Origin of the sequence: Polaromonas sp. (assembly GCF_049790275.1) — a bacterium.
Classification (GTDB): domain Bacteria; phylum Pseudomonadota; class Gammaproteobacteria; order Burkholderiales; family Burkholderiaceae_C; genus Polaromonas.
On record NZ_JBAQYR010000055.1, the window covers coordinates 1 to 24,289 of the forward strand.

Genomic DNA, 24,289 nt, shown 5'->3' on the forward strand with positions numbered 1-24,289 from the left:
GGTGTATGCACAGCTCATGAGCATGGGGCTCGAGCCCACGGGACTGGACGGCCCAACCGTCAGGAAACAATTGCGCGCCGAGCTGGCCTTCTGGCGACCCATCGTCCAGGCCTCTGGATTCAAGAGCGAAGAGTGAGCTCTTCATTCCGGCAGACGAGTAGCTACATAACGAAACTGGTGTCAACCGCGCGAGGTGCGGCAAATACATGCGCGACATGGCCAGAGCTACGCGCACAGCTCGAGGCATTTGGTTATGGGCCACAACGGTTTACTGAACGACAACGGTTCCGTCTGCAGTACACGGAGCCACAGGCCCGGATGCGCTACAGATTCGTCGCCTATTGTTCAAGGCAAGGTATGAGTATCGGATTCATCAATCGCCTCACGGTGGAATTGGTGCAGGCTCCGGGGCATTCCTGGAGAGAAGCTCGAACGTCGACCTTCCTGAAAATCCAGGAGAGAGCTGTCACAGCGCATCGGCCGCCGCCGTTACCTGTTCCCGGCGAACAAAAAAGCGCCGCGCCCATTGCAGCAGGTCGTCGACGTAGGTGAACACCACTGGAACCACCAACAGGCTCAACACGGTGGAAGTGAGCAGGCCACCGATCACAACGATGGCCATGGGCTGGCGAAAGCTTGGCTCCGCGCCCAGGCCCAGCGCGTTGGGCAGCATGCCCGCGCCCATGGCCACCGTGGTCATCACGATGGGGCGGGCCCGCTTGTGGCAGGCGTCGATCAGCGCACCCAGCCGGCTCATGCCATGTTCACGCCGCGCCATGATGGCGTACTCCACCAGCAAAATAGAGTTCTTGGTCACGACGCCCATAAGCATCAGGACGCCGATCACAGCCGGCATCGAGAATGCCTGGTGCGACACCCACAATGCGAACAGCGCACCGCCCATCGCCAGTGGCAGGGCCGACAGGATGGTGGCAGGCTGCATGAAGTCATGGAACAGCAGGACCAGCACAGCGTAGATACAAAAAATACCGATGGCCATCGCAACACCGAAACTCTGGAAGAGCTCGGACATGCGCTGCAATTCGCCCTGCTCCACGCGCTTCACACCCGCGGGCAGGTTCTTCAGTGCCGGCAGTTCCATGGCCTCGCGCTGGACTTCGCCCAGCGCGCGCCCGCCGAGCTCGACGCTGAGCGTCAGGTTGCGTGAGCGGTCCAGGCGAGCAATCTGGGAAGGTCCGCTGCCCATGACGATTTCGGCGACAGATGCCAGGCTCACGGTGCCGCCGCTGCCCTGAACGCGCAATTGGCCCACTGCACCGAGATTGGTCTGTACCGCCGGATTCATCCGTACACGGATGGGAATCTGGCGTTCCGGCAAATTGAGCTTTGGCAAAGCCGTCGAATAGTCACCGTAGGTGGCAATCCGCACCGCCTCGGCGAGCGCTTCCGTGGTCACCCCTAGCGCTGCCGCACGCTCGGCGTTCGGCCTGATCTGAATCTCTGGCCGCTGCAATGCAGCGCTCGAGGTGACGTTACCGATACCCTTGAGCGTACGCAGCTGGGACTCGACCTGCGCAGCGGCGGAGGCCAGCGCCTGCGCGTCATCGCCGGCCAGCGCAATGTCCAGTGACTCCCCGCTGCCGCCACCTCCCACCGAAACCTGCACGCCGGGCAGCGCTCGCAAGGTCTGGCGCATTTTTGCCTCAACGCCCGACTGCTTGAGCGTGCGCTCGCCGCGCGGCACCAGGTCCACTGTCAGCGTCGCGCTGCTGACATCGGCAGTCGCGCTGGCGCCGCCCAGTCCAGCACCGCTGGTCGCGGTGCCCGCAGAAACAAAGACGCTGCTCACTTCAGGCAGGCTGCTCAACAATGCGGCCGCGCGGCGACCAGTCTCCGCTGTTTCATCCAGCGTACCGCCCGGCGGCAGCTTCAAACTCACGCTGGACTGGGCTTTGTCCTGTGCCGGCATGAAGCCCGTGGGCAGCAAGGGGATCAGTGCGAGTGACAACAGGAAGAACACCACAGTCGCCAGCACCGTTGCCTTGCGTTGGGCCAAGGTGGTGCGAACCCACCGCAGGTAGCGCGTCATCAGCGGCCCGTCCGTGTTGTCGCCGTGTTCACCGGGCTGGACCGGTTTGAGCAGGTAGGCCGCCATCATGGGCGTGAGAAGGCGCGCTACCAGCAGCGATACCAGCACCGCGACCGAGGCTGTGATCCCGAACTGACGAAAAATGAGACCCGGGATGCCGCTCATGAATGCCGTCGGAAGGAAAACCGCGACCAGGGTAAAGGTCGTGGCAATCACCGCCAGGCCGATTTCGTCGGCTGCCTCCATGGCCGCCTGATAGGGCGTCTTTCCCATGCGCAGATGCCGCTCGATGTTCTCAACCTCCACAATGGCGTCGTCAACCAGGATGCCCACCACCAGCGAAAGCGACAGCAGCGTCACGGTGTTGAGCGAGTAGCCGGCGAGCGCCATCACACCAAAAGTAGGGATGATTGACAGCGGCAGCGCCGTCGCCGAAACCAGGGTGGCCCGCCAGTCGCGCAGGAACCACCAGACCACCAGGATGGCCAGCAGCGCGCCCTCGACCAGCAGGAACATGGAGCCTTCGTAGTTCTCCTGAATCGGCGTCACCATGTTGCTCGCCTCTGCGATCTTGACTTCCGGACGGACTCTTGCGAAAGCCTCCACCGCGGTGCGTACCTGCCCAGCAACCGCCACATCGGAGTAGCCCTTCGAGCGCGTTACCTGGAAACCGACGAAGGGCTTGCCGTCGCGGAAGGCGCGCGTACTGCGCTCGGCGTAAGTATCGGTAATGCGGGCGATCTGATCCAGCCGGACGTAACGCCCGTCGGCCAACGGGATGCTGATGGCCGAAACCTCCGCTGCAGACCCGACCGTCGCGATGGTGCGGGTCGACTGCCGCTGGGACCCGATCTGGCCCTGGCCTCCTGAGCTTTCCTTCTGCACGGCCTTGAGCTGCGAGGAGACAGCCGCGGGCATAACCCCGAGGCCGGCCATCAACGTGGGATCGAGATCCACGTGCACCTCGCGGTCGACGCCGCCGAGGCGCGCCACCGAAGCAACCCCCTTGACGGCCAGCAGCGCTTTCGATAGATCGTTGTCGACGAACCAGGTGAGATCCCGCTCGTCCATCCGGCCCGACTCGATCGTGAAGGTGAGGATGGCCGATCCCGCAGCCGTCAGCTTGGAGACGGTGGGTGAGTTCATGCCTGCCGGAAGTTCCGCGCGGGCGCTGTCGACAGCATTACGCACTTCACTCAAGGCCTCCTCGGTGTCCTTGTCCAGCTGGAAACTGACACTGATGCTCACCGCGCCTTCGGTGATCGTCGTGGTGATGTGATCCAGGCGCGTGAGCGAAGCGAGTTTGTCCTCGATTTCCCGTGCCACCTCGGTTTCAAGCTGCGCCGGTGCCGCACCTTCGAGCGATGCACTGATCTGGATCGTCGGCAGGTCCATGTCCGGAAAATCCTGGATCTCCAGGCGCTGAAAACCCAGCACGCCCAGCACTGTGAGAAGAAAGAAAAGAAGGACCGCGGGGACCGGATTGCGGATGGACCAGGAGGAGATGTTCACTGGGCACCCACTTTCTGCACTGCCGTCGTGGGCACCGAAGCCACGGTGACTGGCGCCCCCTCGGAGAGGAAGGCACCGCCACTGGCAACCACGCGGGCAGTGGCATCGAGCCCGGACAATATCTCAATCCGGTCGCCCTGCCGCCTAGCAGTGGTGACCAGTCGGCTGGCTACTTTGTTGACGGAATCGACCACGTAGACATAGGTCCGACCGTCACGCAACACGACTGCGGACTGCGGCAACGTGAATGCCGGCTTTGCCTCGAGCTCGATCGTGCCGCTGGCGAAAAGTCCAGGTTGTACACCTTCGCCGGACGGCAGGCTGATATACGCGATTCCGCGGCCGGTGGCCGTGCTCAGCGTTGGTGAAACCAGGCGCACTTTACCCTCCACGCTGCTGCCGCTGGGCAGAACGACGCGGGCGATCTGGCCTGCGCGTACGCCGGCAAGCTGGCGAGAATCCAGTTCGGCACGCCATTCCACCCGCCCCTGGCGCACCAGGCGGAACAACTCCGCGCCGGTGTTGACGACATTGCCCAGAATCGCCGACTTGGAGGAGACGACGCCATCGTCCGCCGCCACGATCCGCGTGTGCGCGAATTTCAGGCGCGCGCTTTCGACATCCGCCTTTGCCGAAGCTAAAGATGCCAACGCCGTCGCCTCATTCGTGAGGTACTCATCCATCTTTTGCGGCGCCAAGGCACCGGCCACATCGACAGACTGCGCTCGTTGCCGGTTGGTGCTGGCTTGGGCCAGGCTGGCGCTGGCCTGCGCTGCCAGGGCTTCCTGCTTGCGTAACTCCGCCCGCACCGTATCGTCGGCAAGCTCCGCCATCAGCTGTCCTCGCCGAACCGAATCGCCCACGTCGACCAACAGCTTCGCGATACGCAACCCGCCGGTTTCCGGGGAGACGATGACCTCCTGCCAGGCAGTCAAGGCACCGCTGGCCTGCAACTGCCTTGGCCAGCTCTGTGTTTCGGCGGTGACCAGGTTGACAGTCAGGGCACTCACGCTTGACTCCGCCGGCGTGCCCGGATCTTCTGCCGTCAAGGCCCGCCATGCGAGCAGCGCGATCAGCAGGACGGCGACCGCGGCCACGATCACCAGTTTTCGCCTGACGTTGAGTTTGTTCTTCATGGGGTGGCCTTTTCCCCGTAAGCGGCGCTTGCTGCGGAAGGACCTGCCGGGGTCGCGGACTGCCAGTCCCCTCCCAGCGCCTTGTACAGGGCGATCCAGTACGCGACGCGATCACGTTGCAAGCCAATCAATTCGATCTGGGCTGACAGCGCCTGGCGCCTCGACTCCTCCAGCGTGAACAGGCTGATGGTGCCCGCGCGCCATTGCGCTTCGGCTCCCACGAGGTATCGCCGGTACTCCTGGGCTGCGCGTTCTGACTGTTCCGTGCGCTTTGCGGCACTGTCCAGGCGGACCAGAGACTGCTCCACTTCCTTGACAACCGTTCTCACGGTTTGACGCCAGTCGGCATACGCCGCTTCGTAGCCAGCTCGCGCGCTGTGGAGGGCGGCTCGCGTGCGCCCGCCGTCGAAGAGCGGAATGGACAGCGTGGGGCCGAAAGACCAGCTGGTCAGTGCCGACGCGAGGCCAATCGCGGAAACCTTGATGGATCCCGAAAGCGACAAGCTCGGGTAGAGGTCGGCCTGCGCCACGCCGATGTCTGCACTTGCAGCCGCCAACTCACGTTCGCGCGATGCAAGGTCAGGCCGCTGGCGCAGCGCCTGTGCCGGCACACTTTGCACGTCGAGTCCCGTCGGCTGCGGGACGCCGATGCCGCCTTGCGCCAGTTGGTGACGCAGCTCGGGTTCATCGATTCCTGTGAGGTTCACCAACGATTTCACCAGCAGTTCGCATTGCGCGCGTTGCGCGAGCCCGGAAGCGGTGGTGCTGGCCAGACTGGCGCGGGCCAGTGAGCCTTCCGTCCCGGCGGTCAAGCCGGCACGCACCAGCGATTCCGTGGCTTTGGCGGTTTCGTTCATGGATGTCAGCTCCTGCGCATAGGCGCTGGCGAGCAGGCCGCAGGCGCGGTACTGCACATACGAGTCCGCCACTTCCGCCGCAAGGGAAACCCGCGCATCGTGCCAGTCGTTCTCGCGCGCCTGCACACGGGCGCGGGCAGATTCGGTGCCGCGCCGTACCTTGCCAAACAAATCCAGTTCCCAGGAGGCATCCAGGCCGGCGCTGCGAGCGGTCGCCACTTCGCCAGTTTGCTGCGTGCCGCGTGTCACCGACGCCTGTCCACTCGCGCTGGGCAGACCTGATGCGCCAGCGCTGGACAGTGTGGCCCGCGCCTTCTCGATGTTGGCCCATGCCTTGGCGAGCGTGGGGCTGCCGGATTCGGCGGAACGCTGGAGCCGGGTCAGCACCGGATCATTGAACTGGCTCCACCAGTCGCCGAGCGCGGTCACGCTGCCGCCATGGGGCAGGGGCGCCTGCCAAAGCGCCGCCGCTGCGGGTGCGGGCTCCGTATAGTCCGGTCCGACCGCTGCACAGCCGCCAAGCGCAATAGCAAGGCCGATCGCGAGAATGGAAAAGGCTTGCCAGCCGTTGGGTCGATGGGTTTGCATGCCGCTCCTGAAGGTCAGCAGCCATGCTAGGTATCGCGAATGTTCGCCAATGTTGGCAAAAGTTAAGCTGGGTAAAAAAGCCGTCTTCACCGGTCGGCACCAGGGATTTCAAGCGATACTGATGTCGCAATGATTCCGGTCCTGCTCGTTGATGACGACCTCGAACTCACGGCGATGCTGTCGCAGTATCTCGTCCGGGAGGGCTTTGACGTGCACGCCGTGCACGATGGCCAGGCCGGCGTCTCCGAGGCCGCCTCCGGTCGCTACGCCATCGTCGTGCTCGACGTCATGATGCCGCGGCTGTCGGGCATGGAGGCCCTGCGCCGCATTCGCATCTTGAGCAAGGTCCCGGTGCTGATGCTCACGGCACGCGGCGACAACGTTGATCGCATCGTTGGCCTGGACATGGGTGCCGACGACTACGTTCCGAAACCCTGTACGCCCGGTGAACTGGTCGCGCGCATCCGCGCCATCCTGCGGCGCACGGAAGCACGTGAGGCGGCTGCCCCCAGTTCCGGGCAGCGCGTGCTGCAGGCGGGCGAGCTGGTTTTGTCACCGGGCAACCGGCAGGCGACATGGCGTGGAATTCCTCTGGAATTGACGGGTACGGAGTTCAGCTTGCTTGAAGTCCTTGCGCGCCACGTCGGCCAGCTCGTGAGCAAGCAGGATATTTCGCTGCAGGCGTTCAGCCGCCCGCTGGCGCGATTCGACCGGCGCATTGACGTGCACATCAGCAGCATCCGCCAGAAGCTGGGAACAAGGGCTGACGGCGAGTCCTGGATCCAGAGCGTTCGCGGTCTCGGTTACCAGTTGCTGGAGGATTGACGGGTATGGGTACTCGCCGCATCGGCCGGCTCTTCTGGAAGCTGCTGCTGGCGCTGTGGCTGAGCATGGTTCTCTCGTTCGCCGGCACCATCGCCTATCTCGCGCTGGATGGGCGTCCTCCGCCTCCGGACGATGCCACTTTCGGTTTTGTGCCATTCGTACCGCTGGTATCGGCCATCGTCGCTGTCCTCATCATGGGCCCGGCGCTGGCATGGTACCTGTCCCGCCCCCTGCGCCACCTGCGCTGGGCCTTGCGCCGTGCCGCCGAGGGTCGTTTCGACACGCGCGTGCAGCCGCTGATGGGTGGGCGACGTGACGAAATAGCAGATCTGGCCGGAGAGTTCGATCGCATGGCTGCGCAGTTGCAGCAGGTGACCGAGTCGCGCGAAGTGCTGCTGCACGATATTTCCCACGAGCTGCGCTCCCCGTTATCCCGGCTTCAGGCAGCCATCGGCCTGCTGCGGCAGGACCCCTCCCAAACCGACGCGATGGTCGAGCGCATCCAGCGCGAAAGCGAGCGACTGGATGTCCTGATCGAGGAACTTCTCACTCTCCACCGCCTCGAGGCGCCCGCCGGCCTGGTGCGCGAGCGGGTCGACGTGATCGAGCTTTTGCATGCCATCGCCGAAGATGCAGACTTCGAGGCACGACCTTTGTCGCGTCAAGTCTGCATCGACGCACCCGGCCAGTTCGTCACCCAGGTCAACGGCGAACTGCTGTATCGGGCTTTTGAAAACGTCATTCGCAACGCCGTGAAGTACACGGCACCGGCGACAGTCGTCGAAATTTATGCGACGGTCAGCGCCGGCAACACAGAGCTGGTGGTGACGGTCCTCGATCGTGGCCGGGGAGTGCCCGCGTCCATGCTGGAGAAGATCTTCGAGCCGTTTACCCGCGTCGAAGGGGGCGAATCAGTGCGCGGCGCAGGCCTGGGTCTCGCCATCGCGCGGCGCGCCATGAGCTTGCACGGCGGCCGCATCGAAGCAGAGCTGCGCGACGGCGGAGGCTTGGTCATGACGCTCTGGTTGCCCGCCACGGCTGAGGCCACGAATGCGGCCGAAGAATGGTCCAGGTGATGCTTGAAGGAGCTTGAGACCCGCAACAATGCCCGGTCTGCCGGTTGGCACCAGAAGTCAGCGCAATTCCTTGGTGATTCTCCTCCCATTGCGCTACCGCACATCGCGACCGTCGTTCGACAGTCACGCTCTTTGCAAGATTGCGAGGCGCGTGGTGATCACATCACGTCGCTGCGCGACATGAGTGCTCCCCCAAATCAAAACCCTTGCGGCTGCGCCGGGCGGCATTTATTCCGCGCAATTAAAGTCGTAAACAAGCCTCTAGTGTCCATGCGGGTTTGCGGCGTCAAGAATTCACAACAAGCAAAGCTGAAGTCGTAAACACATTCACAAGCAGTGGCGTGCGGACAATAGCTTGGACTATCAGGAGGTAGTTCATATGTTCGTACGATGACAGGATTCGGGCCATCGAGTTCTAAATCAATCTCGGCAAACGCGTCAGACCAACCGTCGCCTGCATCCGCTGGCACAACGAGAAGCGCATCAGGATTTCTCTTGGCTCTCTTAGCCCCATCGAATACCGAGAGAGCCTTGGATTTACGACAGTCCTAGTAATTGTCCGCATCCCCCTCGGGTCAGACTTCAGCGGAATTCAACATCCTAGAGCCCTGTTTACGACTTTAATAACTTGTTTACGACTTTAATTGCACGGAATAATTCATGCCCCCCAAAATCCGTCACTCTACGGTGACGGATTTAGCCAGGTTTCTGGGTTTGTCCACATCCGTTCCGCGCGCCACTGCCGTGTGATACGCCAGCAGTTGCAGCGGCACCACATGTAGCAGCGGGCTGAGCGCACCGTAATGTTCGGGCATGCGGATGACGTGGATGCCTTCGCCGCTTTCTATTTTTGTGTCAGCGTCGGCCAGCACATAAAGCACCCCGCCGCGCGCGCGCACTTCCTGCAGGTTGCTCTTGAGTTTTTCCAGCAGGCTGTCGTTGGGTGCGACGGTGACTACCGGCATGGCGCTGGTCACCAGAGCCAGGGGGCCGTGTTTGAGTTCTCCCGCGGGGTAGGCCTCGGCGTGGATGTAGCTGATTTCCTTGAGCTTGAGGGCGCCTTCGAGCGCAATCGGGTAATGCAGGCCACGGCCGAGGAAAAGTGCGTTTTCCTTTTTTGCAAAGTCCTCCGACCAGCTGATAACCAGCGGCTCCAGCGCCAGCACGGCCTGCAGCGCAGCCGGCAGGTGGCGCATGGCCTTGAGGTGGCCGGCCTCTTCTTCGTCGCTCAGGAGGTCCTTGCTTTGCGCAAGCGCCAGTGTCAGCAAAAACAGGCCTGCCAGTTGCGTCGTGAAGGCTTTGGTGGAAGCCACGCCGATTTCGACGCCTGCGCGGGTGATGTAGGCCAGCTTGCATTCGCGCACCATGGCGGAGGTGGCCACGTTGCATATCGTCAGCGTGTGCTTCATGCCCAATGACTGCGCGTGGCGCAGCGCAGCCAGCGTATCGGCCGTTTCACCGCTCTGCGTGATGGTGACCACCAGTGTCCGTGGGTTGGGCACCGAGCTGCGGTAACGGTATTCGCTGGCGACTTCAACCTGCGTCGGAATTTTTGCGATCGATTCGAGCCAGTACTTGGCCGTGCAGCCGCTGTAGTAGCTGGTGCCGCAGGCCAGGATGAGCACGGAGTCAATGTCCTTGAACACGCGGTGTGCACCGTCACCAAACAGTTCCGGAACAATCCCTTCGACGCCTTCGAGCGTGTCGGCAATGGCGCGCGGCTGTTCGAAAATCTCCTTCTGCATGTAATGGCGGTAGGGCCCGAGTTCGGCCGCGCCGCTGTGTGCCTGCACGGTTTTGACTTCGCGCTGCACGGCCTTGTGGTCGCGGTCCACCACCCAGTATTTGCCGAACTGGATGTCCACCAGATCGCCTTCTTCAAGGTAGAGGATCTGGTCGGTCACGCCGGCCAGCGCCATCGCGTCGCTGGCCAGGAAGTTTTCGCTGTTCTCCTTGCCCACGCCCAGGATCAGCGGCGACCCCGCACGCGCACCCACGACGCGGTGCGGTTCGTCCTTGCAGAACGCCGCAATCGCGTAAGCACCACGCAACTGCCGGGTGGCCGCCTTCAAGGCTTCAAACAAATCGCCGTCATACAGGCTGTCCATCAGATGCACGATCACTTCGGTATCGGTCTGGCTGGCAAACACATAGCCCTTGGCCTGCAGTGTCAGGCGCAACTCATCATGGTTTTCAATGATGCCGTTGTGCACCAGGGCCACCTTGCCCGGCTTGTGCGCGGCATCTCCGGTGCCGTGGCTGAAGTGGGGATGCGCGTTGTGCACCGCCGGCGCGCCATGGGTGGCCCAGCGCGTGTGCGCAATGCCGGTACCGCTTTCGAGGTGCTCCGCATCGACCTGCGCCATCAGCTCGGCCACACGGGATGTGCTGCGTGCGCGCTTCAGGCCCTGGTCATACACAGCCACCCCGCACGAGTCATAACCGCGGTACTCCAGCCGCTGCAAGCCTTGCACCAGGATGGGAACGATATTACGGGTAGAAACTGAAGCGACGATGCCACACATAGACAACCTTTTTATAAAAACGAAAGCCGATGGTAGTCTTCGTTGAAATCAATTAATGATTGAAATTGTTGATTTTTTGTAATTTTATTTCTCTTAATATTTTTATTGACTGTTTATTTCATATTCATGGTAAAAATCGCCAATGAATTCACAATCAACAATATCCGCCCTGGTTCTGGATGTTGCCGACCTGCGTATCCTGGATGAATTGCAGCGTGATGCCTCCCAGTCGAACCAGGCCATCGCCGAACGGGTGCATGTCTCGCCGCCCACCTGTTTGCGGCGCATCAAGCGCCTGCAGGAGGCCGGGCTGATTGAACGGCAGATCGCGGTACTGTCCCCGGAAAAAATGGCCGCAACCCTGGGCCATGGGCTGACCGCCATCACCGAAATCACGCTGGACCGGCAGGGTGCCGAGCAGCTTGACGCTTTTGAAACACGCGTGGTGCAGGACGACGCGGTGCAACAGTGTTACCGCGTCTCGCCCGGGCCGGACTTCGTGATGGTGGTGCATGTGCGCGACATGCCGGGCTACTTGGCACTGGCGCAGCGGCTGTTCAGTGGCGATGCCAATGTGCGCAACGTCAAGGCGTTTTTCAGCATCAAACGCTCAAAATTTGAGCCAAAACTGCCTCTAGCCCAATAAACACGGGCGCAAACGGCTACTTATTTGGTAGCAAATTTGCAGGCCCTGCCCGATCAACCCGCGCGCTATTTGGCCGCCTTGTTTTTCACCGGCCGCTGCCAGTTGGCAATGCTGACTTGCCGGCCGCGCGCCACACTCAGGGTGCCGGGTGCCGTGTCTTTGGTGATGGTCGAGCCGCCGCCGACAGTGCCTTTCTCCCCGATCGTCACCGGTGCCACCAGCACGCAGTTGCTGCCGATATGCACATCGGCTTCGATCACCGTGCGGTGTTTATTGGCGCCGTCGTAGTTGGCGGTGATGCTGCCGGCACCGTAGTTGACCCGCTCGCCCACCGTGGCGTCGCCCAGGTAGGCCAGGTGGTTGGCCTTGGCACCTTTGGCCAGCGTGGCGTTCTTCACCTCCACAAAATTACCGATGTGCACTTCGGCACCCAGCTGCGCACCGGGCCGCAGGCGCGCAAAGGGGCCGATCAGCGCAGCCTCGCCGACCTGCACGCCGAGCTTTTCGCCGTCGATATGGGTGAAGGGATGGATGACCGCGCCGGCGGCGATGACCGCGTTGGCAATGCAGCAGTTGGCACCGATTCGCACGCCGTCACCCAGCACCACCTTGCCGCCGAACACACAGTTGACGTCGATCTCCACGTCCTGGCCGCACACCAGCGTTCCGCGCACATCGAAGCGGGCGGGATCGGCAAGACGTACCCCCTGCTCCATCAGGGCCGTGGCCTGCTGCAGCTGGTAAACCCGCTCGAGCTCCGCCAGTTGCACGGGACTGTTGACGCCGGCCACCTGCGCGGCATCCGTGATCTGGTGCGCGACCACGGCCACGCCGTCGGCCACGGCAAACTGCACGATGTCGGTCAGGTAATACTCTTTCTGGGCATTGTGGTTGTCCAGCCGGCCCAGCCAGCTGCGCAGCAGGCGGGTCGGCACGGCCATGATGCCGCTGTAGATCTCGCGGATCGCGCGCTGGGCATCGCTCGCATCCTTGTGTTCCACAATGGCGCGGACCTGCGCCGAAGGCTGTTCCCCGGCGCGAACGATGCGGCCGTAACCGGTCGGGTCGGCCATGCTCAGCGTGAGCAGGGCCAGTCGCTGGCCATCGCACTCGTCCACCAGGGCCTGGAGCGTGGCCACCCGGGTCAGCGGCACGTCGCCCGACAGCACCAGGGTGATGCCGTCATCGGCCAGCAGTGGCAGCGCCTGCTGCACTGCGTGGCCGGTACCCAGCTGGGGCTCCTGCCGCGCAAACTGCAGCCCGATCCCTGTTTCCGCGCCGCCCTGTTCCTGGTGCATGCCCTGGCAGGCAGCTTCGACCTGCGCCGCACCGTGGCCCGTGATCACGACCGCCTGCCGCGCCGATAACCGCACCGCGCAGTCAATCACGTGCGCCAGCAAGGCACGGCCGCCCAATTGGTGCAACACTTTGGGCAAGGCGCTTTTCATCCGCGTGCCTTTGCCCGCGGCCATGATGACGACATCAACTGGAATTGCCATGAAGTTTCCTGTGAATTTTCAGTTTGCAAGGCGGGTGCCGTCCGGGACGGGAACGCGCCGTTTCCTGCAGATTATCGGCGTGCTGCTGGTGGCCGGAACACTGCTGGCCTGCAGCGCCATAAAAATCGCCTACAACCAGGCCACAGAGCTGGCGTACTGGCAGCTCCATGGCTATTTCGACTTCGACAGCACGCAGTCACCCAAAGTCCGGGAAGAACTGGCCCGGGTTCATCAGTGGCACCGGCAAACCCAGCTTCCCGTCTATATCGAGACCCTGGGGAAATGGCAGGCCTTGCTACCGGGCGAACTCGATGAGGCGCAGGCCTGCGGCATTTTTGACGAGGTGCGAAGCAGGCTGCAAGCCATCTCTGACCGCGCCGTGCCCGCCGCGGGCGCGGTGGTCGGCACGCTGGGGCACGAACAGCTGAAAGCCCTGAAGCAGAAATTCTCAGAACTCAATGCAGACTATCGCAGCGACTTCCTCGATGGCAAGCCCCATGCCCTGATTGAAAAACGTTTCAAGAAGGCCGTGAGCCGTGCCGAGATGCTCTATGGCAGGCTGGAGGAGAAGCAGCAAGCCGTGCTGCGCGAGCGCATCAGGCACTCAGTATTCGATGCAACTATTTCACTCGCGGAATTCCAGCGCCGCCAGCGCGATGCCCTGCAAAGCCTGGCGCCGCTGATAGCCGGCCAGGCTAGCCAGGAAAAGGCCAGACCTGCCGTGCAAGCTTATCTGGAGCGGGCCGCCAACTCACCCGATCCGGCTTACAGGCGCTACCAGGAACGGCTGAATCGCGACAACTGCAAAACCTTTGCGGCCCTGCATAACAGCACCACTGCCGCGCAGCGCACAAAGGCCGTTCAAACCCTGCAGGACTACGCACAGGACTTCGCCATCCTGGCTGCCGGGCACTAGCTGCCACTAGCGAGCCCGGCGCAAGCCGGAAGGATGGCCTACTGGCCTTTGGCCTTCGAGTGGGACCGGCCTTGCTGCTCGGCCTGCTTCATCTCACTGGCTTCATCCTCGTTGGCGGGCCTGGCTGCCCGGGCGTCGGCAGCCACGTCCGCGTCTTCCAGATAGGTCTTGATGCTTTTCTGGTAGTCGCGTGTGCCTTCATAGCTGCCTTCGCCGATCTGCTGCGGTGGCCGGGAAGTGGAGGGGTCTGTCCCGGCAGATGCCGAAGGACCCGGGTTGGGTTTCTTTTTGCTGCTCATGGTGGCTTCCTTTTTCCCTTGCTTGCCAGCGCCCGCTTTTTAACACGCGGTGGGTCAATGCTGCATGCCTGCGTTCTGCGGCTTGGCCGGTTCAGTCTCTTCTCCGGCCTGCCGCAGGCGGCTGGGCTGGAATTCGCCCGAACCGCTGCTTTGCTGCTGTTGCCGGTTCGCTGGCCGTTGCGGCTGTTGCTGCTGCAGCCAGCGCGAAGGAAAGGTGGTTTTGCTGTCCATTTGAAATTCCTGGGGCATGCAACCGGTGTGTCGATTGGCACAGCAACGGCAGGAGGTTCAGCATAGGAAAGCGGCCATGGACAAGCTGTCGTCCGGCCCATCCGCCGGATGTGGGACTGGGCCTACACGGCTTAAAGCAGGGGCACCCTGCGCATGGGCAACTCATAGTAGTCTGCAATCCTGTGCAGGGCCCTCGGATTGCACAGCTCCAGGCGTCCATTTTTTAGTTCATGCAACCCCAGCTTGTGCAGTCGCCTCAGGGTTTTGTTCGTGTGCACCAGCGACAACCCGAGCGCATCGGCGATGTGTTGCTGGTTGATGGGAAACTCCGTCGAACCGTCCTGCACCAGCTCCAGGCGCTCGGCACGCCGGTAAAGATGAATCAGCAGCATGGCCACGCGCTCCGTCGCATTGCGGCGCCCGGCGGTCAGCAGGTTTTCATCGACCATGCCCTCTTCCCGCGCGGCCAGCCACGTCAGGTCGTAACCCAGGCTGGGAAACTGGCGAAACAGGTCCCACAGGCCATCGCGCGGGAACACACACAGGGCTGTATCGGTCAGCGCTTCCACGCCATGGCTGGAACCATCGGCAAATTCCTGCTGCAGGCCAATGAAGTCGCCGGGTAACAGGAAATTGAGGATCTGCCGGCGGCCATCACTGAGGGTTTTGTAGCGAAACGCCCAGCCTGCGTAGAGGGTGAACAGCTTGCCGTTGGGGTTTTGCTCAGAGATGATGGAGCCACCGGCGGGCACGGAAACCGAGCCGGAGCGGAATTTCTCAATGAACATCAGCTCCTGCGACGAGACGGGTTTGAAGGCCTGCGTCTTGCGCAGCCGGCATTCACTGCAGCTGCGAGGACACAATTGCGTCTGTGACGGCGGGAGGGTGGGCACCAAAAAATTTTAATACCGAAAGCCTGTGTCTTTTGACATTGTGATGGCCCGGCGCGCTGGCTACATTACACGCCAGTTATGGATAAAACATCACAGTTGCACGAAGTGCTCTACATCAGCACACTCGCCCCCGAGTCACCCGTCAAGGTCGTTTCCCAGATTGCAGCCCAGGCCCGCCGGGGGAACGAGGCAGCCGGCATCACGGGATTGCTGATTTTCGACGGCATGCGTTTTTGCCAGCAGATCGAGGGGCCGCGCAAGGAAGTGCTGGCCCTGATTCAACGGATCCGGCTGGACAGCCGGCACACCGGTATGGAAGTCCTGCACCAGGGCCCCCTGGAGGCCCGAAGGTTCAGGCGTTTCAGCCTCGGTTACGCTGCGGTCGATGACCAGGATGTCCTGGCCCAGATTGAAAGCGCAACCCCCGAGCAGACCATGGCGCAGTTCCTGGCCTTGATACCCAGCCTGGACCTGGACAGCTGAAACAGGCCCCGCTTGCCTGGACAGAACCCGAAAGGAGCGAGGCCCATCGCATAAGCCCTGCCTGACGCAATCAGGCTTGCAGCGCGGCCCACACTTCCTTGTCGAGCTCCGCTGTCCAGATGCGCGGCGAACTGTTTTTCGACCTGCGAGGGGCCCCGCTTGCGGAGATCGAAGCGAAAAATTGTGAGGTTAATCCGCGCGCCTTCGAGAAACAGGGTCAGGCTTGCAGCGCGGCCCACATTTCCTTGTCGCGCTCCGCCGTCCAGATGCGCGGATTCTTGATCCCGCTGGCCTCGTCATAAGCCCGGCTCACATCAAACGGCAGGCAGTGCTCGTAAATGAAGACCTGGCCGAAGACGGGATCCATGCTTTTTCGGGTATGCGCCATCGCGGCTTTGAGGTCCATCTTCGCGGCCGCCGCTTCCTTGCCGCAGCGAAACAGTGTTTCGACCCATTGCCTGGTGTAGTCAATGGCCTTGTTCACCTCTGCAGTGCCCTTCATGGCTTCGCCGCGGCCCGGCACGATAGCCTCGGCCTTGAGCGCACGCAGCGCTTCCAGGGTGGCGGGCCACTCTTCGAGCTGGGCATCGCCGGTGTAAACACCGGCCTGGTACTCAACCAGGTCGCCGGAGAAGAGCACTTTTTCTTCTTCCACCCAGGCAATGGTGTCGCCACGGGTGTGGCCCGGCCCCGGGTGCCAGACCTGGACCTTGACGCCACCGAGATCAACCACCAGCTTGCCCGGGACCTCGCCTTTGACAGGGTTGCCGCCGGCAATCACCATGGTCGGCCAGGTCAGGCCGGGCACGCTTTCGGCATTGCGGAACAGGCGCGGGAAACGCTCCATCTCGCTTTGCATGTCTTCGGCGCCGCGCTCCACAATCAGCTCGTAAGTGCCCTTGCTGGCAATCACCTCCGTGGCGCCTTCAGCAAGGTAAGCGCTGGCGCCCAGGACGCGCACCGCGTGGTAGTGGGTCAGCAGCACGTACTTGATGGGTTTGTCGCTGACGGCGCGGATACGCGCAATCAGGTCCTGCGCCATGGCCGGCGTCGCCGTCGCATCGCTGACCATGATGAACTTGTCGCCGATGATCACGCCGGAGTTCGGGTCGCCCTCGGCGGTGTAAGCCCAGCAGTGCGCACTGAGCTGCTCGAAAGTGATTTTTTTGTCCGTGAGGTCGGACTGCGAAGCAAAAGCTTTGGACATGGGTGAGTCTCCGTGGGGGATGGCCGACAGGCATCGGCCGTGCATCTGGTAGCTGATGATTTTACTATACGTAACTTATTACGAATAGTAAAACACCCGCATTCCCTGCCAGGTGGCGTTCAGGCCAGCCCGCGCTCGAGCATGGCGATCACCTCTTCGGCATAGTCGCGGTAGCTCATGGGACCGTCGGGGCGCATCCAGGTGAAGGTCCAGTTGATCATGCCGAACAGCATCATGGTCACCGCCGTCTGGTTGCCCGGGGTGATGCGCTGTGGATAGGCGCGGGTGAGAAAACGCGTCATGGCCGACACCACGTCGCGCTGCCGGTCCAGGATCAGCTCGCGCTGGACCTCGCTGAGGAACTTGGTATCGCCCAGCAGTGCGCTGTGCCGCGTGGCCGAGCTTTCGTACTGGTCCAGAAAGTTGCGGATCAGCTCATGCAGTGCGGCGCGGTCGTCCAGGTTCTTGCGCTGGGCACTGGCGTCTGTCTGGCCGATGATGGCCAGCAGGTGCTGGGTATAGCGGTCCAGCAGGTCAAACAGTATGGCTTCCTTGCTCCCGTAGTAGTGGTACAGCCTGGCTTTGGACGTGCCGCAGGCCGCAGCGATGTCGTTCATGCTGGCGGCCACATAGCTGCGCTGCGCAAAACACTGGGCGGCCACGTCGAGGATGGCTTCGCGCTGGAGCTCGTGGGTGGCGGATTTGGGACGGGCCATGCGCTATTGTGAAGCACGCCGACGCGCGAGCTGGTGTCCGCAAACCCGTTAAAGTTACCGAATGGCCGCTGACCTGTCCTTCGCCAACTATTGCTGTGAGCTGCTCTGCAGCGCGGGGCCGTGCTCGGCGCGCCGCATGTTTGGCGGGTTTGGCATCAGCACCAGCGGGCTCAATATCGCGCTGGTGGCCAACCTGGGTGGAGGCGACACCCTGTGGCTGAAGGCAGACGAAGAAACCCGCGGCCTGTTCGAAGCCGCGGGCTGTGCGCCTTTTGTCTATGAAGCCAAAGGCAAGGCCATGAAACTGAATTACTACAGCGCGCCCGCAGACGCGATGGAGTCGCCTCAGCTCATGGCGCAGTGGGCCCGGCTGGCGCTGGACTGTGCCCTGAAAGCGCGTGCAGCCAAGAAACCACGGGTGCGAGCAGCTACCAAATCAGTAGCAAAACGGGGAAGAGCCGCCAGCAAGGCTACGCCCACTCCGCCAACCAGCCCGGCAACCAGGCGCGCCGACGCCGCGCCCGCCAGACCCAAAGCCAGCCGCAAGTCGCGCAGCGGCTGAGCCACGCCACCGCGCCATTGCGGGCCAAGCGCCAATACCGATGACTGGCTGCTGCTGAGGGCCACCCCTGCCGCGGCCGGCAGCGGATCCCAGCTGAAATAGGCAGCCGATTGCTCCGGGGAGTTCCAGGACTCCATCACCAGCACCTGCCCTGGCAGGAGGTTCAGTGAGTCGCCAGCGCCCAGAAAATGGTCGCCACCACGCACCGCATCATCGCCCTGCGCATTGTCGAAAGTGATCCACACCCGTCCGTGCGCGATACGCAACACGCCCGGCTGGCTGGGCCGCAGTGTCAGTGCACGACTGTCGCCGAGCTTCCAGCAGCCCGACACCTTTTCCGTGCCGGCGAATGAATGCAGCTCATGGTGGTGAAGGTGGTTCATGCTGTTCTCCTGAAGACAAAAGTCGTTGATGGGAATGAATGATCGCGCCGCAGTCCTTGGCAGTCCAATGAAATCGCGTTACGCTATTCATTCCCGAAACGCATCAATCAGAAATTACCGCCATGCAGTATTCCCAGACCCATCTGCGCACCCGTCCCATCTCGGTCGGCCAGCTGCGCGCCTTCGAAGCCGTTGCCCGGCACCTGAATTTCCGTGCCGCCTCGGAGGAATTGGCGCTGACCCAATCGGCCGTGAGCCGGCAGATCCAGGCACTGGAGGAAGAGGTCGGCCTGAGCCTGTTTCACCGCCACACGCGCTCTGTGGAGCTGACCGGCGCCGGCGGCGCACTGCTGCGGGCCGTGACGCCGTCGCTCGAGCGTATTGACGGGGCGGTGCGGCAAATCCGCCAGAGCGCCGGCCGGAAGAGTGTCTCGCTCACCACTTTTGCGTCATTTGCATCGATGTGGCTGATCCCGCGGCTCGAAGCCTTCCAGCGCGACAACCCCGACATGGACATCCGCATTGATGCGTCGGACGTCTCCATCGACCTGGAAACCTCGGACCTCGATCTGGCGCTGCGCTACGGCCCGTCAGCCAGGATGCCGGCAGGTGCGGTACGCCTGTTTGGCGAACAAATGACACCGGTGGCCAGCCCCTGGCTGCTCAAAAGCGGCCCGCGCCTGAAAAAGCCCGAGGATCTGGCGCACTTTGCGCTGATTGAGGCCGGCGATTCGCACTCCACCCACATGGAATGGCTGACCTGGCGGCGCTGGATGGAGGTGCACGGCACACCCAAGCTGGAGGGCAAGCGCTGGCTTTATTTCAACTATGCCTACCAGATGGTGCAGGCCGCGCTGACGGGCCAGGGCATTGTGCTGGCCCGCCTGCCGCTGATTGCCGAGAGCCTGGCTTCGGGCGACCTGATCGAGCCGCTGCCGAAAACACGGCTGGACTCCCCCATGGCCTATTGGCTGGTCGTGGGCGCACGCAGCGCCGGCCGGCAGGAGGTGAAGGCTTTTTGCGACTGGCTGCTGGTGCAGAGCGCGCTGACGCGCAAGGCCATCGGCGATGTGCCGGACCCCGACACCGTGGACGACATCGACTGAAAGCCCCTCAGCCGGGGGCCTTCTGCCGCAGCAGCATGCGGCCGGCATGGGCCAACCCCTGCGCGCTGTCCTGTTCGCAGGCCAGCTGGCCGTTGACGTACACGCGGCGAATGCCTTCCGAGCGCGCAATAGGATCTTCGTAGGTGGCGACGTCCCTGACTTTTGCCGGATCGAACACCACGACATCGGCATACCAGCCGGGCTTGAGCTGCCCGCGCTGATGCAGGCGGAAGTTGCGGGCCGACAGGCCTGTCATCTTGTAGACGGCAGTCTCCAGCGAAAACAACTGCTGCTCGCGCCAGTAGCGCGCCAGCACCCGTGGAAAGGCTCCCCACAGCCGCGGATGCGGGTGTTTGTCGTGCGGCAGGCCGTCCGAACCAATCATGCTCAATGGGTGCCCAATGACACGCCGCACATCGTCTTCGTGCATCTGGAAATAGCAGGCCCCACCTGGCTGCAGGCGGCGGCAGACCGTTTTCTGGTCAACGCCCCACTCGGCGGCAATCGACGCCAGGGTACGGCCCGTCATTTCCGGGTACGGTGCGGACCAGCTCACCAGCACGTCGATGATGCCGTCCACCAGGTCCTCGCGCAGCACGGTCGAGCCGGCCACATAGGGATAGACGTCCATCGAGATCTCCTGCCGCTTCGCCAGCTCGTCGATCAGCGGCAGGGTCTCCTGTGTGCGACCCCAATTGCCCGGCCCCGCGCACTTGTGGTGGGAGATGATCAGCGGCACGCCGGCGTCGAACGCGCAGTCGCTGGCTTCGTGCATGGCGTCCAGGATGTCGGACATCTCCGAGCGCATGTGGGTGGCGTACACGCCGCCGTGCCGCGCAACGACGCGCGCCAGTGCGGTGACCTCTTCGGCCGGCGCGGGCATGGCCTCGGCATAGAACAGGCCGGAGGACATGCCGATGGCGCCTTCGGCCATGCACTGGTCCAGCAGCCGGCACATGGCGTCGGTTTCCAGCGCCGTCGCGGGGCGGGTGAGGTCGCCCATGCAGGCGAATCGCAGCGTTGTATGGCCGATCAGCGGCGCAACGTTGACGGCCGGCGCCGCCTCCGACACAGCTTGCGCGTAGGCAGCCACCGAAGGGTACTTGAATGAGTTGCCCAGCAGCGTGAGCGCACCTGTCGGCTCGCCGACCACGAAGGGCGCCACGGACAGGCCGCAGTTGCCGGTGACCACCGTGGTGATGCCCTGCGACAGCTTGGGGAACATGTCCGGCGCGTTGAGGACGATGGCGTCGTCGTGGGTGTGCACGTCGATGAAGCCGGGCGCAACGGCCAGGTCCGAGCAGTCGCGCACATCCACATCATTCAACGAGAGGCCAGCCGGCAGGTTTTCGCGCAGCTTCGCGCCCACAGCCAGGATGCGGTCGCCCTGCAGCAGCACGTCGCCGGCCTGGGCGGACGCACCGGTACCGTCGACAATGAGTCCGTTCTCCAGCAGGATCGCGCGCTTCATGGGGCCTTCCCGTCGGTGCCGTTGGCTGCCTTTTCCCAGTCCAGCCGGGGATGCTGGTGCATGTCCACGCCGCGCGTTTCCAGCGTGTGCTGGATGTTGGACAGGCGGTGCACCGCCTTGTCGCCCAGGCGCTGGGCCACGAGCACGGTGAGGATTTCGATGACCGTGAGGTGGGCAAGATAAGCCTCGGGCCCGACCGGCATAACGGGGTCGGGCGCCACTTCGACGCTGAGCACGATGTCGGACATCGCTGCCAGCTGCGAGCCGGGTTGGGTGAGCGCGATGATGGTCGCGCCCTGCGAGCGGGCCACGTCCACCGCTTCCAGCAGGGACGGCATGCCGCCCACATACGTGATGGCCATCACCACGCCGCGCGGTCCGATGGTGGCGGCCGAGATCAGTTGCAGGTGCGGGTCCAGGTAGGCGTTGGAGGCCAGGCCCAGCCGGTACAGGCGGGCCTGCAGGTCCGAGGCCATGAAGTTGGAGGTGACACCGACGCCATAGCAGTCCACACGCGAGCCCTGCACCATCGCATCCGCCGCGGCCTGCACGGCTTGTGGGTCGAGTTGTGTCTGTACGCCTTTGATCACGGCGGCCGCGCCGCGCGTGACCTTGTCGATCACCTGCTGGGTGTTGTCGTCGATACGCACACGCCGGTTCAAGGGCGAGCCGCCCACGGCCAGTTCCTGTGCCAGCGCGAGCTTGAATTCGCGCAGGCCCGGATAGCCCAGATCGCGACAAGTACGCATGATCGTGGGCACCGAGCTGTTGGCCCGCTGGGCCAGTGTTTCGAAGGTCTCGTCCAGCACACGCTGCGGGTCTTCCAGGATCAGGGCCAGCACGGCACGTCGCGCGGTCGGCGCACGGTCCATGATCTCGGCGATTTTTTCGAGGAAGCGGGGGGTCATGAAATTGTCCTGGGATGTCAGAAACAGGTGACGATGGCGTCACACACGTTGTAGTCGGCGTCCACCACGGGCATCCAGCGCCATTTGTCGAAGGTAGTACAGGGGTGCGAGATGCCCAGCACCACCAGGTCGCCCACGCGCAGCGCCTTGTGCTCATCACTGCTGCCGCGCAGGTAGGCGTGCTGGTCGTTCATCGCGCTGATTTTCCAGTCGCCGGGTGCAGCCGCAATGGCGCTCTGGCTCTGAGTGCGGTAGCCCACGGGAATGGGCAGTTCAAGGTCGTAGGAGATATCGCGCTTGCCCACCGAAAGAATCGCCAAGCCCGGCTCGGGGCAGGACTGGACCGCGGCCCACACCTCCATCGCGGCGTGCAGGCCATGGCCGCACCCCATGCGCGCCGCCACGGAATTCATCATCCGGTGGTAAGTGCCATGGTCGTGCGTGACATAACAACCGGAACGCAACAGGCCCCGGACCGGACGCGAGAGCTTCAGCTTCAGGTGGTCGGCCACCAGGTCGAAGATGGCCGAGCCGCCGGCGGTCAGCAAAATCTCGTCGACTTCGAAAAACTGCTGCGCGTCGCAAGCCAGGGCGATATCGCGCACACGCTTCATCAACGCCTGGGCATAGGCCGTGTCGGCATCAGATTGGCCGGTGGCACCCAAGCCCTCGTAACACTCAATGCCCACGAAGCGGGTCGCCGGGCTGGACCGCAAGCGCTGGGCAAGGACCAGCGCCTGCTCGTGCGTGCGGCAACCGGTGCGGCCGCCGTCCACACCGATCTCCAGCAGCACCTCGTGCGGTTGCGTGCCTTTACCCGTTGCCTTCCAGGCTTCGATCAGCGCCAACTGGTCCAGCGAATCGACGAGAAAAGCAACGCGCAATCCAGGGTGGCCGCGCTTCAGGTCATCGATGCCTTGCAGGTCGATCGCGCGGAACACTTGGTTCGCGATGATGCAGCGCGTGGCGCCCGCGGCCACGCCGGCGCGCAGCTGCCCGACGGTCGCAAAGGTCAGCCCCCAGGCGCCCGCGTCCAGCTGGCGCTGGAACAGTTGCGGCGACATCGTGGTCTTGCCGTGCGGCGCCAGGCCCACGCCGTGGCCGCTGGCGAAACCCTGCATCCAGGTCAGGTTGCCGGCCAGCGCGTCGCGACGGATCACCGCCAGCGGCAGCGGCAGGTCACCGCGCAGCACATTCCAGCCCTGGCTGCCGATGGCGGAACGGCGCAGCGGGCCGCTGTGATGGGGAAAGCCTTTTTGCGAGGCGTCCAGCATGGGATCGAGCAGGTCTTGCAGTGTCATGGTGAGGTCAGTGTGTCTATATCGTCGCGGATGCAGGCCTTCAGCCGGCCACCGCCCATGTCGCGCGGCTCGGGCCGGGTCTGCGCGCAGGCCTCGATGGCGTAAGGGCAACGCGTGCGGAAAACGCAGCCCGAAGGCGGGTTCATCGGGCTCGGAATGTCGCCCTTGAGCGGAACGTGGGTGGTCTTGAGCAAGGGGTCGGGTTTGGGCGAGGCGGCCAGCAGGGCTTGAGTGTAGGGATGCAGCGGCCGCGAAAAGAGCGCTTCGGTGGGCGCGACTTCCATCACCCGGCCCAGGTACAGAACCACCACGCGATCGCACAGGTACTCCACCACATCCAGGTCATGCGAGATGAACAGCATGGTGAGCGACAGCTGGTCGCGCAGGTCACACAGCAGATTGACCACCTGGGACTGAATCGACACATCCAGCGCCGACAGCGGCTCGTCAGCCACGATGAATTCGGGTTCGACCGCCAGCGCACGCGCCACGCCGATGCGCTGGCGCTGGCCGCCGGAGAACTCATGCGGGTAGCGCGCTGCGTGCTCGGGCGGCAGGCCGACCAGTTGCAGCAGCTCGGCGATGCGCCGCGCGGTGGCCTCCTTGCCCTTGGCCAGGCCATGGACCTGCAGCGCCTCGCCCAGAATGTCGCGCACGCGCATCTTGGGGTTCAGGCTGGCGTACGGGTCCTGAAAGATCATCTGCAGCTTGCTGCGCAGGGTGCGCATGCGGCTGCCCGATGCCGAGCCCAGATCTTCCCCCCGGTAAGTGACGCTGCCGGAGGTGCTGTCGATCAGCCGCAGCAGGGCCCTGCCTATGGTGCTCTTGCCGGAGCCCGACTCGCCGACCAGGCCCAATGTTTCCCCGGGCTGGATGGTGAACGACACATCGTCCACCGCACGCACAGGCTTTGAGAAGGAGCCGAAGAACTTCTGCAGGTTCTTCACTTCGATCAACGGTGCCACGCTGCTCATGACGCCTCCGGAACCAGGATGCAGCGTGCGCTGCCGCCGGTTTCGTCCGTGCGCAGCGCCGGCATCGCTTCGCGGCAGGCAGCGATGGCCTTGTCGCAGCGCGGCTCGAAGGCGCAGCCGGGCGG

21 protein-coding genes and 2 pseudogenes are annotated in these 24,289 nt (G+C 63.4%); 8 read left to right on the forward strand and 15 right to left on the reverse strand.

What is annotated here, in order from left to right:
* Positions 1-466: 466 nt before the first annotated feature.
* Genes WA904_RS08045 through WA904_RS08055 form a run of 3 tightly spaced genes read right to left on the reverse strand, consistent with a single transcriptional unit; the run spans position 467 to position 6,143 of the window.
* The gene (locus tag WA904_RS08045) at positions 467-3,562 is read right to left on the reverse strand and encodes an efflux RND transporter permease subunit (RefSeq protein ID WP_425196610.1); all 3,096 of its coding nucleotides are present in this window, start codon (positions 3,560-3,562) and stop codon (positions 467-469) included.
* Positions 3,559-4,698 (reverse strand): efflux RND transporter periplasmic adaptor subunit, encoded by a 1,140-nt coding sequence (locus WA904_RS08050; RefSeq protein WP_425196611.1) that lies wholly within the window; start codon positions 4,696-4,698, stop codon positions 3,559-3,561. The genes WA904_RS08045 and WA904_RS08050 overlap by 4 nt, the downstream gene beginning before the upstream one ends.
* On the reverse strand, positions 4,695-6,143 hold the full coding sequence (locus tag WA904_RS08055; protein ID WP_425196612.1) for an efflux transporter outer membrane subunit: 1,449 nt from the start codon (positions 6,141-6,143) through the stop codon (positions 4,695-4,697). The genes WA904_RS08050 and WA904_RS08055 overlap by 4 nt, the downstream gene beginning before the upstream one ends.
* A gap of 129 nt (positions 6,144-6,272) precedes the next feature.
* Here WA904_RS08055 and WA904_RS08060 point away from each other — a divergent pair, with 129 nt between their 5' ends.
* From WA904_RS08060 to WA904_RS08070, 3 genes and pseudogenes are all read left to right on the forward strand, one after another.
* Complete coding sequence (locus WA904_RS08060) at positions 6,273-6,968, forward strand: response regulator (RefSeq protein ID WP_425196613.1); 696 nt, start codon at positions 6,273-6,275, stop codon at positions 6,966-6,968.
* Between the two features lie 5 nt (positions 6,969-6,973).
* Positions 6,974-8,044 carry a HAMP domain-containing sensor histidine kinase gene (locus WA904_RS08065; protein ID WP_425196614.1) on the forward strand — a complete coding sequence of 357 codons (1,071 nt, stop codon included), beginning with the start codon at positions 6,974-6,976 and terminating at the stop codon, positions 8,042-8,044.
* 452 nt (positions 8,045-8,496) lie between these two features.
* Positions 8,497-8,580: pseudogene (locus WA904_RS08070) on the forward strand (IS3 family transposase); the annotation flags it as partial.
* A gap of 141 nt (positions 8,581-8,721) precedes the next feature.
* Here the strand turns inward: WA904_RS08070 and glmS are convergent.
* Positions 8,722-10,569, reverse strand: a complete 1,848-nt coding sequence (glmS, locus tag WA904_RS08075) for a glutamine--fructose-6-phosphate transaminase (isomerizing) (RefSeq protein ID WP_425196615.1) — start codon at positions 10,567-10,569, stop codon at positions 8,722-8,724.
* A gap of 142 nt (positions 10,570-10,711) precedes the next feature.
* Between glmS and WA904_RS08080 the strand changes: the two genes are divergently transcribed.
* Complete coding sequence (locus WA904_RS08080) at positions 10,712-11,215, forward strand: Lrp/AsnC family transcriptional regulator (protein ID WP_425196616.1); 504 nt, start codon at positions 10,712-10,714, stop codon at positions 11,213-11,215.
* Between the two features lie 65 nt (positions 11,216-11,280).
* On the opposite strand, the gene glmU is transcribed toward WA904_RS08080, so the two are convergent.
* Positions 11,281-12,714, reverse strand: a complete 1,434-nt coding sequence (gene glmU, locus WA904_RS08085; RefSeq protein ID WP_425196617.1) for a bifunctional UDP-N-acetylglucosamine diphosphorylase/glucosamine-1-phosphate N-acetyltransferase GlmU — start codon at positions 12,712-12,714, stop codon at positions 11,281-11,283.
* On the opposite strand from glmU, the gene WA904_RS08090 reads away from it, so the two are divergent.
* Positions 12,713-13,630: a DUF6279 family lipoprotein gene (locus tag WA904_RS08090; RefSeq protein WP_425196618.1), complete on the forward strand. Its 918-nt coding sequence runs from the start codon at positions 12,713-12,715 to the stop codon at positions 13,628-13,630. The two genes, glmU and WA904_RS08090, sit on opposite strands and share 2 nt — an antisense overlap.
* Positions 13,631-13,668: 38 nt before the next feature.
* Here the strand turns inward: WA904_RS08090 and WA904_RS08095 are convergent, their stop codons facing one another.
* The 3 genes from WA904_RS08095 to WA904_RS08105 all read right to left on the reverse strand — a co-directional run bounded on the left by WA904_RS08095 (position 13,669) and on the right by WA904_RS08105 (position 15,056).
* Positions 13,669-13,929 (reverse strand): hypothetical protein, encoded by a 261-nt coding sequence (locus WA904_RS08095; RefSeq protein ID WP_425196619.1) that lies wholly within the window; start codon positions 13,927-13,929, stop codon positions 13,669-13,671.
* 54 nt (positions 13,930-13,983) lie between these two features.
* Complete coding sequence (locus WA904_RS08100) at positions 13,984-14,160, reverse strand: hypothetical protein (protein WP_425196620.1); 177 nt, start codon at positions 14,158-14,160, stop codon at positions 13,984-13,986.
* 131 nt (positions 14,161-14,291) lie between these two features.
* Positions 14,292-15,056, reverse strand: a complete 765-nt coding sequence (locus WA904_RS08105; protein WP_425196621.1) for a Crp/Fnr family transcriptional regulator — start codon at positions 15,054-15,056, stop codon at positions 14,292-14,294.
* 75 nt (positions 15,057-15,131) lie between these two features.
* On the opposite strand from WA904_RS08105, the gene WA904_RS08110 reads away from it, so the two are divergent.
* Entirely contained in the window at positions 15,132-15,536 is a 405-nt protein-coding gene (locus tag WA904_RS08110) for a BLUF domain-containing protein (protein ID WP_425196622.1), read from the forward strand.
* Positions 15,537-15,753: 217 nt separating this feature from the next.
* On the opposite strand, the gene WA904_RS08115 is transcribed toward WA904_RS08110, so the two are convergent.
* Both WA904_RS08115 and WA904_RS08120 read right to left on the reverse strand, forming a co-directional pair.
* Positions 15,754-16,743 (reverse strand): MBL fold metallo-hydrolase, encoded by a 990-nt coding sequence (locus WA904_RS08115; protein WP_425196623.1) that lies wholly within the window; start codon positions 16,741-16,743, stop codon positions 15,754-15,756.
* A 119-nt stretch (positions 16,744-16,862) separates the two neighbouring features.
* Positions 16,863-17,459, reverse strand: a complete 597-nt coding sequence (locus tag WA904_RS08120; protein WP_425196624.1) for a TetR/AcrR family transcriptional regulator — start codon at positions 17,457-17,459, stop codon at positions 16,863-16,865.
* 136 nt (positions 17,460-17,595) lie between these two features.
* Between WA904_RS08120 and WA904_RS08125 the strand changes: the two are divergent.
* A pseudogene (locus WA904_RS08125) lies at positions 17,596-17,787 on the forward strand (TfoX/Sxy family protein); the annotation flags it as partial.
* Positions 17,788-17,804: 17 nt separating this feature from the next.
* On the opposite strand, the gene WA904_RS08130 reads toward WA904_RS08125, so the two are convergent.
* Entirely contained in the window at positions 17,805-18,404 is a 600-nt protein-coding gene (locus WA904_RS08130; protein WP_425196625.1) for a DUF2917 domain-containing protein, read from the reverse strand.
* A gap of 122 nt (positions 18,405-18,526) precedes the next feature.
* On the opposite strand from WA904_RS08130, the gene WA904_RS08135 reads away from it, so the two are divergent.
* A complete protein-coding gene (locus WA904_RS08135) occupies positions 18,527-19,510 on the forward strand; it encodes a LysR substrate-binding domain-containing protein (protein ID WP_425196626.1) in 984 nt (327 codons plus the stop codon).
* Positions 19,511-19,517: 7 nt separating this feature from the next.
* Here WA904_RS08135 and WA904_RS08140 read toward each other — a convergent pair whose 3' ends face one another.
* From WA904_RS08140 to WA904_RS08155, 4 genes are read right to left on the reverse strand one after another with little or no spacing between them, the layout of a single operon-like run.
* Positions 19,518-20,981 carry an N-acyl-D-amino-acid deacylase family protein gene (locus WA904_RS08140; RefSeq protein ID WP_425196627.1) on the reverse strand — a complete coding sequence of 488 codons (1,464 nt, stop codon included), beginning with the start codon at positions 20,979-20,981 and terminating at the stop codon, positions 19,518-19,520.
* Entirely contained in the window at positions 20,978-21,889 is a 912-nt protein-coding gene (locus WA904_RS08145; protein WP_425196628.1) for a MurR/RpiR family transcriptional regulator, read from the reverse strand. The genes WA904_RS08140 and WA904_RS08145 overlap by 4 nt, the downstream gene beginning before the upstream one ends.
* A 17-nt stretch (positions 21,890-21,906) precedes the next feature.
* A complete protein-coding gene (locus WA904_RS08150; RefSeq protein ID WP_425196629.1) occupies positions 21,907-23,190 on the reverse strand; it encodes an amino acid deaminase in 1,284 nt (427 codons plus the stop codon).
* Positions 23,187-24,164 carry an ABC transporter ATP-binding protein gene (locus tag WA904_RS08155; protein ID WP_425196630.1) on the reverse strand — a complete coding sequence of 326 codons (978 nt, stop codon included), beginning with the start codon at positions 24,162-24,164 and terminating at the stop codon, positions 23,187-23,189. The genes WA904_RS08150 and WA904_RS08155 overlap by 4 nt, the downstream gene beginning before the upstream one ends.
* Between the last annotated feature and the right edge of the window lie 125 nt (positions 24,165-24,289).